This is a genomic window from Agrococcus sp. GW821-FHT14H11 (genome assembly GCF_058803545.1).
The window spans coordinates 1-11,321 of the sequence record NZ_JBXAPA010000017.1 but is presented as its reverse complement, the minus strand read 5'-3'; the positions used below and the strand labels follow the sequence as shown (position 1 = coordinate 11,321).

The following is an 11,321-nucleotide window of genomic DNA, read 5'->3' as shown; positions in this document are numbered from 1 at the left end:
AGAAGAGCCACGCCCGGCAATCACCGCCGCCAGCCTGCACCAGTCACAGACCGGCATCCACCATTAGAGAGACCACCCCCACTCCCCACCCCGCTGGTCGAGCCGGTCGCGCAGCGACCGAGTCGAGACCACCCCATCCCGCCCCGCCGGTCGAGCCGGTCGCGCAGCGACCGAGTCGAGACCACTCCCTCTGGGCGGGAACCCGTGACTCCACCCCCGCTCTGGCGTACCGTTCCCCCAGGACCACCGCCGCCGAGCAGAGGAGCCGCCATGCCGCGCATCCCGCTCCTCGCCGCGGTCGCGGCAGCCGCGGCGCTCGCCCTCGGCGGGTGCTCCGGCAACGTGCCGCCGCCCAACTACGCGACGACGGCGCCCGGCGCCGACGGCCCGACCCCCGCGGCGCCGGCGCCCGACTCCGCGCCGCCCGCCACCGCATCCGACCCCGGCACCGAGGGCGAGGGCTCGACCGCCTACGACCGCTGCCCCGACAGCCTCATCGAGGCGTGGCTGCGGCTCGGCGACGACCCGGAACTGACCGCGGCCGACCTCGACCCCGTGCCGAACGGCCCCGGCGACCTGCCGACGGGCGAGGTCGTCGTCGTCTGCTCGGTCGCCCTCACCGATCCGACCGGCGCCGCGACGCACACGCTCAGCGTGCTCGAGGGCCCGGGCACGGTGCCCGAGACCGTCGCCGGGGTCGCCGGCGAGCGCGGCTTCGAGGAGGAGCCCGCGGAGGGCGATGCGGCGCTCATCCTCGTCAGCGAGGACGCCGCGACCCGCTACGTGCTGCACCGGCCCGGCGCCGACGTGCTCACCGAGGGCGGCATCGAGTCGACCCAGGACCGCTACCTGCTCGAGGGCACCGTTGCGACGCAGTGACGCGACCGCGCCGCGCGCCCGCCGCGCCGCGCTCGCGAGCGGCCTCGTCGCATCCGCCCTCCTCGCCCTCGCGGGCTGCGTGCCGCTGCCGCCGCCGCTGCCCACCGACGAGCCGACCGCCACGAGCGAGCTCGACGCCGAGCTGTGCCCGGCGACGGTGGGCGACCACATGGCCCGTCTGCTCACCGGTGACGCCTCGGCCACGGGCGCGTCGATGCGCGCGCGAGCGGCGGACCACCCGGTCGCGCTGCCGGTGGGCGACGCCGACGTGGGCTGCGCCGTCACCCTCGACGACGGCTCCGCGGTCTACACGCTGCTGCTGCTGCGCGGGGATGCGGTGCCCCAGCAGGTGCGCGCAGCCGCGGCCGGACTGCAGGTGGTCGAGGATCGCATCGACACGGGCGGCAACTGGGTGGCGCACGCGCCCGACTACACCTCGTCCGTCGTGCTGGGGCGCCCGGATCCGCTGCTGATCGCCGACATCATGGCCGTCGGCGGTGGGCCGGCCTGGACCATGCAGGCAGTCGCCCCCGCCCCCTGAGCCGGCCTGCGCCGCCGAGTCCTAGGCTTGCCTGGTGCGTGCATACGGCGAGGTGCTGAGGGTCCCGGGGCTCGCGCGCATCATCCTCGCGCAGCTCATCGCGCGGCTGCCGGCGGGCATGTACTCGCTCGGCATCCTCATGCACATGGAGCACCAGCACGGCTCCTACACGGCCGCCGGCCTCGTGCTCGCCGCCTTCTCGGTGGGCATGGCGGCCGCCGGGCCGTTCGTCTCGCGGCTGATGAGCCGCTTCGGCACGGTGACGGTGCTCGTCGTCACGACCGTCGTGTCGGTGTCGGCGCTCTCGTCGATCGGGTCGCTCAGCCTGCCGCTCTGGGCCGACGTCGCCGCGGGGCTCGTCGCGGGCGCCGCGATGCCGCCGATCGTGCCGACGGTGCGCACGCTCTACCCGCGCATGGTGCCGCAGCGGCTGCTGTCGCCGCTGTTCTCGTTCGACGCGGCGCTGCAGGAGATCATCTGGGTGTTCGGGCCGGTGCTGCTGACGCTGCTCGTGTCCGCGCTCGGCACGGGGCCCACGATGCTCGTCACGATCGCCATCCAGGCGGGCGGCGCGGCGCTGTTCATCGTCTCGCCCGAGGTGCGCCGGCTGCGCATCCCGCCCACCACTCGCAAGCTCGGCCGCGTGCTGCGGAAGCCCCCGGTGCTGCTCGCGGTGGCGGTGTCGGCCATGTTCATCGGCGGATTCTCGGCGGTCGAGGCGGGCGTCATCGCGACGTTCGGCGAGGGCGCGCTCGAGGCGGGGCTCGTGCTCGCGGTCTCGGCGATCGGCTCGCTCATCGGCGGCTTCGCGGTCGGCAGCCGCGGCATCGGCCCGTGGTCGGTGGCGATCCGGCTGACGATCGTGCTCGCCGGCATGGCGCTCGCGCTGCCGATGACCGAGGTGATCGGCCTCTCGGCCGCCCTCTTCATCGCCGGCCTCGGCACGGCGCCCGCGCTCGCCGCGTTCTCGGCGATCATCGCCGGCACGGTGAAGTTCGCCGACACCCCCGAGGCGTACGCCTGGATCGGCACCGGCCAGCTGCTCGGCGCCGCAGTGGGCTCCGCGGTCGCCGGCATCGCGATCGACGCGGTCGGCGGCGTCGGCGCCGTCTGGGTGGCGGTCGTGATGGTGGCGCTCGCGGCGCTGCTCGCGGCCGTGTTCCGCCGCCACCAGCCCGACCTGCGGCACGGCATCGGCGATCCGCCCGACACCGCGCCGGTCGAGCTGCCGCGCTGAGGCGGCCTCGCGGGCACCGAAGACGGATGTGTCGCGTGCCCGGGAGGGCCGGTCACGGATGCGTGGCGGGCCCGGGCGGGCCGGTCACGAGCCCGCCACCCCGGCGGGCGGGCCGGCCTGACACAATCGAGGCCATGCCCGCCGATCTGCCCATGCTCGACGGCCGCGCGCTGCCGGCGCTCGGCTTCGGCCTCTACAAGGTGCCCGTCGAGCAGACCGCCGAGGTCGTCGCCGCCGGGCTCGGCGCCGGCTACCGGCTCGTCGACGGCGCCGAGTTCTACGGCAACGAGCGCGAGCTCGGCGAGGCGCTGCGGCGGGCCGAGCAGCAGGGCGTCGCGCGCGACGCGCTCACCGTGACGAGCAAGTTCTGGGGCGAGGCGTCGCAGGAGCCCACGACGGTGCGCGAGGCGTTCGCCCAGAGCGAACGAGCGCTCGGAACGCCGATCGACGTCTACATGATCCACTGGCCCCGGCCGGCCCGCGATCGCTACGTCGACGTGTGGCGCACGCTCGTCGAGCTGCGCGACGAGGGCCGGGTGCGCACGATCGGCGTCAGCAACTTCACGCACGAGCACCTGCGCCGGCTCATCGAGGAGACCGGCGTGACGCCCGCGATCAACCAGGTCGAGTCGCACCCGTGGCTGCCGCAGCACGAGCTGCGCGCGTTCCACCGCCACCACGGCATCGTCACGCAGGCGTGGAGCCCGCTCGGCCGCTCGCGGGTGCTGCACGACCCGACGATCCAGCGGATCGCCGCCGCGCACGGCGTGAGCCCCGCGCAGGCGATCATCCGGTGGCACCTGCAGCTCGGTGGCGCCCTCATCCCCAAGTCGACGCATCCGCACCGCCTGCGCGAGAACCTCGACGTCGACGGGTTCCGCCTCGGCGACGACGACATGGCCGCGATCGCGGCGCTCGAGACCGGCGAGCGCACCGGCACGCATCCCGACGACCGCAACTGACCGACACCGACGACCGACACCGACAGCGACGAGCCACGTGACCCAGACCGACCCCGCGCCCATCCCCGACGACACCCCGCACCTCCCGCACGCCCACGCCGTGACGTGGGGCGTCGCCGCGCTCCCGCACCGCGGGCCGAAGCGCGAGCTCACGACCGAGCGCATCGTGGAGGCCGCGATCGAGATCGCCGACACCGACGGGCTGGATGCGGTGAGCATGGGCCGCGTCGCGGCCGCGGTGGGCGTGGCGCCGATGTCGCTCTACCGGTACGTCACCGGCAAGGACGACCTGCTGCTGCTCATGTACGACACCGCGAGCGAGGTGACGGTGCCCGGCGCCGGCAGCACGTGGCGGGAGCGGCTGCGGGAGTGGGCGATGTTCGTGCGGGCGACCTACGACGCGCACCCTTGGCTCGCCGACCTGCCGCCCAGCTCGACCCCGACCACGCCCAACCGGCTCGCGATCATCGAGGCCGGCCTCGCCGCGCTCGAGGGCGTGCCGGCGCCCGACCGCATGAAGCTGCCGACGCTGCTGCTGCTGCTCGGCTACATCGCGCTCTACTCGCGCGCGTCGAGCAACGCGGGCGTCGACGAGGCCGTGCGGCAGGCGCTGCCGCAGCTCGTGACCGACGAGCGGTTCCCGCTGCTGGCGCCGGCCGTGCGCGCGGGCGTGTTCGAGGCCCGCGAGACCGACCCCGAGCGCGGGTTCGGCTTCGGCCTGTCGCGCCTGTTCGACGGCATCGAGCGCTGGCTCGAGCGCACCGAGGACGATCGGCCGTTCGAGCGCCTGCCCACGGCCGTGCTGCAGGACAAGCAGGTGCGCGAGACGGCGCGGGCGGTCGAGAAGGCGCGCGCCGAGCTGCGGCAGGCGGAGTCGAAGGCGGCGGATGCGCTGCTGAAGGCCGTGGAGCGGCTGCGCGCGGAGGAGGCCAAGGCCGAGGCCGCCGCGGCGAGGGCCGCCGCGAAAGCCGACCTGCGCGCCGCGAAGGCGGAGGCGAAGGCCCGCAAGTAGGCCGCCCTCCCCGCTCGCCCCACCCCGCTCGCCCCACCCCGCTCGTCGAGTAGGCCCGCAGGGCCGTATCGAGACGACCGCCACCGCCCCGCTCGTCGAGTAGGCCCGCAGGGCCGTATCGAGACGAGACCACCCCGAGACGCCCCACTCCCCGCACCGCCGGTCGAGCCGCGCCCGCAGGCCGCGAGTCGAGACCACTCCCGAGACGCCCCACTCCCCCAAAAGGTTGGGCTGTGCTTTCCCCCGAACAGGCGCACAGTGAGAGCATGACCCGCAGACTCCTCTCGATGGCCGGCATCGTCATCGCCGGCAGCGTGCTCCTCACCGGCTGCGGCGCCCTTGGCAGTCAGCAGTCCGCGGGCGAGCCCGGCGCCCCCGTCACCGACGGCAGCGCGCCCGACTGGGCCGAGCAGCCCGACCTCGCCCCGCAGCCCGGCTCCGAGGAGTCCGGCGGCGATCAGGGCGCCAGCGGGGGCGGCCAGCCCGAGGAGGCCCCCGACGAGGATCGCGCGGTCATCATCTCGGGCACCATGAGCATGCGGGTCGGCGACCCGATCACGATGGCGGATGCGGTGGCCGACGCCGCCGAGGCCCGTGGCGGCTCGATCGACCGGCGGGCCGAGGGCGCGTCGACCGACTTCCAGCCGGCGTGGGCGATGCTCACCGTCCGCGTGCCGGCGGCGCAGGTCGAGGATCTGCTCGCGGCGCTGCGCGGGCTCGGCGAGGTGACGAGCGTGGACCTCGGCGAGCAGGTCGTGACCGATCAGGTGCGCGACCTCGAGGTGCGGGTGGAGGCTTCGCGCGCATCGGTCGACCGCCTCACCGGCCTGCTGACGACGGCGGCCGACACCGAGACGCTGCTCGAGGTCGAGGCGCAGCTGACGCAGCGCACGAGCGAGCTCGAGCAGCTGCTGTCGGAGCAGCGGGCGCTCGAGGATCAGGTGTCGATGTCGACGATCGAGGTGCGCATCAGCTCGACGACGGTCGAGGGGCCGACGGGCACGCCGAGCTTCTGGGACGGCCTGGTGGCCGGCTGGAGCGCGTTCCTCGCCTGGGGCGCGACGGCGCTGTACGCGCTCGGCCAGTCGATCCCGGCGCTCGTCGCGCTCGCGATCCTGGCGCTCGTCGCCTGGCTCGTCATCCGCCGGCTGCTGCGCCGCCTGCCGGCACCGGCGGCCGCGCCGGGGTCAGCGGTCGCGAACCCCGCGCCCAAGGCACCGATCGTCGAGTAGCGCCGCAACCCTGCTCGTCCAGCGGGCCCGCTCCCCACCGCTCGTCGAGCAGGCCCGCCCCACCGCTCGTCGAGTAGGCCCGCCCCACCGCTCGTCGAGTAGGCCCGAAGGGCCGTATCGAGACGACACGAGACGAGAGCCCCGCTACCCCTCGTCGATCTCCGGATGCCGCCGGATGATCACGCGCCGCAGCACGTAGACGAGCAGCCCCACGAGCGCCGGGAAGAGCGCGACCGCGCCGATCGTGACGTAGAACGTCCAGTCGAGGTGCTCGGGCATCTCAGATCGCCCTCTCCCATACGTTGTCGAGCAGCATGAGCACGATCGGGTCCCCGCGCTCATCCCGCCCGGCGAGGCGGATGTAGGTCAGGTTCGCTCCTGCCGTCAGGCGGGCGATGTCCAAGTCCCGCTGGGAGGCCCAGACGTGCAGGCTCTGGAGCCCGCGGACGTTGGCATTCAGGTCCGCGAGGATCTCCTGGATCTGCGCGTCGCTGTACGTGGTGCTGGGTTCAAGTAGTTCGCTTATGGACAACGAGTGTACCCCAAGTGGGGTACATCCGGCGCAAGTTGGCGCCGGATGACGCCAGGGAGCGGAAGAAGAATTCCTCGAGAGAACGTCACTCTGGTGCCATACTGAGCAAACCCCAGCACCACCGGGCGCGGTTCCCTCCGCGCTCCCCCCGAAAGGCCTGCTTTGGCGTCTCTTCGTCGTGCCGTTGCCGCTCCGCTCACGGCTCTCTTGCTCGCATCGGTCATGGCGCTGTCGCAGCCCATGCCGGCAAGCGCCGTCGAACCCGACGTGAGCGAGCCGCAGCTGGTGGAGTTCGAGGTGGCGCCGCTCTCGATCGACGTATCCGCCACGTCTGCAGTCGTCTCGGTGCGCGCCCGGATCACCGATGATCAGGCTGGAGCTGAGACCCCCACGATGGTGCTGTCCAGTGAGACGACAGACCAGAGCGCGGGGTTCGGCAGCATGCGCCGCACCTCGGGCACTGCTCTTGACGGCTGGTACGAGTGGTCGGCGACCGTTCCGCAGGGCGCCGCTCCTGGCACCTGGAATGTTGTCCTGTACCCGCTACGCGACCTGCGCGGAAACGCGGGCGACTTCGGCCCTCCCTCGGACTTCCCCAACGAGGTGAACGTCGTCAACCCGTCCGGCTCGGACACCGCGCCGCCGCAGCTCATCGAGTTCTCGGTCAGCCCGGCGATCATCGACGTGACGGAATCTGCCCAGACAGTGCACGCGCGCGCTCGAGTCACCGACGACCAGTCTGGAGCGCTGCCTCCGACGATGACGCTGGCGAGCCAGGACACTGACCAGACCGCTGGGTTCGGGTCCATGCAGCGCGTCTCGGGCACGTCCTTGGACGGCTGGTATGAGTGGACAGCCACGGTGCCGCAGGGCGCTGCGGCCGGCACATGGGAGGCCACCATGCACCCCTTGAGAGACGGCCGTGGCAACGCCGGCTCGTTCGGTCCGCCCGCATCCTTTGCCAACGACGTGACTGTGATCAATGGCGGGGCAAGCGACGTGACGCCGCCTCGCCTGGTCGAGCTCGAGGTGACCCCCGCAACGATCGACGTCGCTGACGCTGGCGCCACGGTCTCGGTTCGAGCTCGCATCACGGATGACAGGTCGGGCGCGTTGGCGCCGACGATGACGCTCTCGAGCGAGGACACCGATCAGAGCGCCGGGTTCGGCGCGATGCAGCGCGTGTCCGGCACCGCTCTGGACGGTTGGTACGAGTGGTCAGCCTTCGTGCCCCAGGGCGCGGCGCCCGGCCCATGGGAGCTCGTCCTCTACCCACTACGTGACGCGAACGGCAACAGCGGTTGGTTCGGCCCGCCCGCCGGGTTCCCGAACGTGGTCAACGTGGTCAACTTCAGCGGTGATGAGACGGCACCCCGCCTTGAGAGCATCTCTGTCTCGCCACAGCAGTACTACGCCGGCGAGACCGACGCCACGCTCACCGTGCGAGCTCGCATCACCGACGCAGCGTCCGGCGCGGTCGCGCCCGTGGCGCGACTCCAGAGTGACCCCGCGCAACCGGCCGGCCTCGTCTACGAGCAGCAGCTCGTGCTCGTGTCAGGCTCGGCGAACGACGGCATCTACGAGTGGACGGGCCCTTTCGACGTCGAGTCGGTCGCCGGCGCTTGGGTCGCCGCTATCCCTTCGATTCGTGACGTTCGCGGCAATACCGCGACGCCGAGCGCCACTGCCACTTTCGAAGTTCTGACGGGCGACCGCCCGCAGGCCCCATCGGCGCCGCGAGCCGTGACTGCCCTTCCAGGCAACGGCTCTGCATCAGTCAACTGGCAGGCTCCTGCCTCTGACAATGGAGCAGCGATCTCGTCGTATGTTGTGACAGCGACCCCTAGCGGCCGCACGGCGACCGTGTCCGGAACCTCTACCTCCGCGACCGTCACGGGGCTGACGAACGGCACGTCCTACCGCTTCACGGTCGTCGCGGTGAATGCCGCCGGCAGTTCTCCCGCTTCGACCGCTTCCGCCGCCGTCACCCCCCGCACTGTCGCCAGTGCTCCCACGGCTGTCGCGGCGACACCCGGCAACACGTCTGCCGCAGTCACCTGGGCGGTTCCGTCGTCGAATGGCGGCGCGTCGATCTCCTCCTACGTCGTCACCGCGAGCCCAGGCGGTCGCACCGCGACCGTCTCCGGCAGCACGACCGCCGCCACGGTCACCGGCCTGACGAACGGCACCGGCTACACGTTCACCGTCGTCGCGGTGAACGCCGCCGGCACCTCACCCGCCTCGACGGCGTCGGCCGCCGTCACTCCACGCACCGTTCCCAGCGCCCCCAGCGCGGTCACCGCCACCCCCGGAGTCTCGTCTGCTGAGGTCCGATGGTCCGCCCCGTCATCGAACGGCGGCTCGCCGATCTCCTCCTACGTCGTCACCGCGAGCCCGGGCGGTCCCACCGCGACCGTCTCCGGCAGCGCGACAACCGCCACGGTCACCGGTCTGGCGAACGGCACCGGCTACACCTTCACGGTCGTCGCGGTGAACGCCGCAGGCAGCTCCCCCGCCTCGACCGCATCGGCCGCCGTCACGCCGTTCGACGCGCTGGTGCGCGTCGCCGGCTCTTCCCGATGGGAGACTGCCGCCGCGATCGCCGAGCGGTTCGCGCCCGGTGTCGAAACCGTCTACATCGCCTCGGGCACGAACTTCCCCGACGCGCTCGCAGGCGCAGCGCTCGCCTCGCAGGGCGACGCACCCGTGCTGCTGTCCCAGCGCGACACCCTCCCGACCGCCACCGCGCGAGCGCTCGAACGGCTGCAACCGCAGCGCATCGTGCTGCTTGGCGGCGAGCCCACCCTCTCCCGCGCGCTCGCAGCAGAGCTCGACGCTTACGGCAACGTCTCCCGCATCGCCGGCGCCGACCGCTACGCCACCGCCGCCGAGATCTCCCGCGGCTTCGGCACCGACGTCGGCACCGTCTACATCGCCTCGGGCCTGAACTTCCCCGACGCGCTCGCCGGCGCCTCCCTCGCCGGCGCCACCGGCTCGCCAGTGCTGCTGACGAACCCGACCAGCCTTCCCAGCAGCGTCAGCCAGGCGCTCGGCAGGCTGAACCCGGACAGGATCGTCGTCCTCGGCGGCACCCCGTCCGTCAGCGCCTCCGTCATGAGCTCGCTCCACGGCTACGCGCCCACGAGCCGCATCGCAGGCAGCAACCGCTACGAGACCGCCAGCCTGATCGCTGCCCAGTTCCCCGAAGCCGACCGCGTCTACGTCGCATCCGGCGCCAAGTTCCCCGACGCGCTCGCCGGCGCCGCCCTCGCCGGCGCCCAGGGCGCACCCGTCCTCCTCAGCCAGCAGGCGACACTCCCCGGCGCAACCCAGCAAGCCATCGAGCGACTCCAACCCGACCAGGTCATCGTCCTCGGCGACCACAACTCCATCAACGACGCAGTCGCACAACAACTGCGCGCACTCGTGCAGTAGCGCTTCGGGGCGGAGATGACGATCCCGTCTCCGCCCCGACGGCCAGCCCACGTCCAAGTGCGCGCGGCATGATGGCCCGCATGAGCGCGACCACCCTGCCCGACGCTCCGAGCTTCGACGCCCCCGCGGTCGTCGACGCGATCGCCGCGTGGATGCCCACGACCCGCTGGTACCCGCTGAAGGGCCAGCAGCTCGACGTGTCGCTCGAGCAGCGCTACGACCTCCCCCAGGCCGACGCCGCGATCCTGCTGCTGCGCGCGGGCGTGACGCTGCTGCAGGTGCCGGTCGCCTGGCGCGACGAGCCGGGCGCCTCGCCGATCGCGCAGCTCGACGGCCGCTGGCTCGTCGACGCCTGCGCCGACCCGCGGGCGGTGCAGGCGATCCTCGACGTGGCAGCCGGAGCGCGCGAGGTCGACGGCCTCGCGGGCGACGCGACCTCCGCGCCCGCGCCGGCCGGCGACATCCGCGTCATCGCCGGCGAGCAGTCGAACACCTCCATCATCGGCGGCGACGGCACCTGGATCGCGAAGGTGTTCCGCGTCGTCTCCCCCGGCGACAATCCCGACGTCGTGGTCACGGGCGCGCTCACCCGCGCCGGCTGCCGGCGCGTGCCGCACCTGCTCGCGTCGCTCGCGGGCACCTGGCCGGCCGGCGACGCGTTCGTCACCGGCCACCTGCTGGCCGTCTCGCAGTTCGTCGCGGGCGCCGACGACGCATGGGATCTGTTCCGCCAGCACGCCCTCGCGACGCTGCGCGGCGAGCAGCGCGACCTGCCCGACGCGCGGGCGCTCGGCGCCGCGGTGGCGACGGTGCACCACGACCTGGCGGATGCGCTCGGCACGGCAGCGGCGACGGAGTCCGACACCCTGCGGTTCGTCACGGGCCTCGAGCAGCGGCTCGCGTGGGCGCGCGAGCAGGCGGCCGGCGCGCTCGCCGAGCTCGACGAGGGCCTCGACGCGGCGGCGACGCGGCTGCGCGAGATCACCTCGATCGGCGAGCTGCAGCAGATCCACGGCGACCTGCACCTCGGGCAGGTGCTGCGCGGCGCCGACGGCGGCTGGCTGCTGCTCGACTTCGAGGGCGAACCGCTGCGCCCGATGCACGAGCGCTCGGTGCGCGAGCCGACGCTGCGCGACGTGGTGGGCATGCTGCGCTCGTTCGACTACGCCGCCGGCTCGGCGCTGCAGGAGCTGCCGGACGCCGACGGCGCGGCGGCGGGCGACTGGGTCTTCCAGCGGCAGTCGGAGTTCCTGGCCGGCTACGCGGAGGAGGCGGGCCCGGTCGATCCCGACGACCCGGTGCTGCGCGCCCTCCTGCTCGACAAGGCCCTCTACGAGGTCGTCTACGAGGTGCGCAACCGCCCCACGTGGCTGCCGGTCCCGCTGGAGGCCGTGCGCGCGCTGGTCAGCCCTCCCCCGCTGGATAGTTCTATGTCTCGGGATGCGCAAGATCGGTTCTGAGGTTGCGGAAGATCTCTCGGACGATAGCTCG

Annotated in this window: 10 protein-coding genes; 8 read left to right on the top strand and 2 right to left on the bottom strand. The window is 73.0% G+C overall.

The window, feature by feature from the left end; translation table 11 throughout:
- The first annotated feature begins 270 nt into the window (after positions 1-270).
- The 6 genes from AC1RNL_RS13270 (at position 271) to AC1RNL_RS13245 (ending at position 5,863) form a co-directional block, all read left to right on the top strand.
- Positions 271-879, top strand: coding sequence for a hypothetical protein (locus AC1RNL_RS13270; RefSeq protein ID WP_492935489.1), 609 nt, complete (start codon positions 271-273; stop codon positions 877-879).
- Positions 866-1,420 carry a hypothetical protein gene (locus tag AC1RNL_RS13265; protein WP_492935488.1) on the top strand — a complete coding sequence of 185 codons (555 nt, stop codon included), beginning with the start codon at positions 866-868 and terminating at the stop codon, positions 1,418-1,420. The genes AC1RNL_RS13270 and AC1RNL_RS13265 overlap by 14 nt, the downstream gene beginning before the upstream one ends.
- Before the next feature lie 34 nt (positions 1,421-1,454).
- Positions 1,455-2,657, top strand: a complete 1,203-nt coding sequence (locus AC1RNL_RS13260) for an MFS transporter (protein ID WP_492935487.1) — start codon at positions 1,455-1,457, stop codon at positions 2,655-2,657.
- Positions 2,658-2,791: 134 nt separating this feature from the next.
- Positions 2,792-3,619, top strand: a complete 828-nt coding sequence (locus AC1RNL_RS13255; RefSeq protein WP_492935486.1) for an aldo/keto reductase — start codon at positions 2,792-2,794, stop codon at positions 3,617-3,619.
- 37 nt (positions 3,620-3,656) lie between these two features.
- Entirely contained in the window at positions 3,657-4,631 is a 975-nt protein-coding gene (locus tag AC1RNL_RS13250) for a TetR/AcrR family transcriptional regulator (protein ID WP_492935485.1), read from the top strand.
- A 266-nt stretch (positions 4,632-4,897) separates the two neighbouring features.
- Complete coding sequence (locus AC1RNL_RS13245; RefSeq protein ID WP_492935484.1) at positions 4,898-5,863, top strand: DUF4349 domain-containing protein; 966 nt, start codon at positions 4,898-4,900, stop codon at positions 5,861-5,863.
- Between the two features lie 144 nt (positions 5,864-6,007).
- Here AC1RNL_RS13245 and AC1RNL_RS13240 read toward each other — a convergent pair whose 3' ends face one another.
- Positions 6,008-6,142, bottom strand: coding sequence for a hypothetical protein (locus AC1RNL_RS13240; RefSeq protein ID WP_310121675.1), 135 nt, complete (start codon positions 6,140-6,142; stop codon positions 6,008-6,010).
- 1 nt (position 6,143) lies between these two features.
- Positions 6,144-6,395, bottom strand: a complete 252-nt coding sequence (locus tag AC1RNL_RS13235; protein WP_492935483.1) for a hypothetical protein — start codon at positions 6,393-6,395, stop codon at positions 6,144-6,146.
- Positions 6,396-6,617: 222 nt separating this feature from the next.
- Here AC1RNL_RS13235 and AC1RNL_RS13230 point away from each other — a divergent pair, with 222 nt between their 5' ends.
- Positions 6,618-9,830, top strand: coding sequence for a cell wall-binding repeat-containing protein (locus AC1RNL_RS13230; RefSeq protein WP_492935482.1), 3,213 nt, complete (start codon positions 6,618-6,620; stop codon positions 9,828-9,830).
- 80 nt (positions 9,831-9,910) lie between these two features.
- On the top strand, positions 9,911-11,290 hold the full coding sequence (locus AC1RNL_RS13225) for a maltokinase N-terminal cap-like domain-containing protein (protein ID WP_492935481.1): 1,380 nt from the start codon (positions 9,911-9,913) through the stop codon (positions 11,288-11,290).
- The last annotated feature ends 31 nt before the right edge of the window (positions 11,291-11,321 follow it).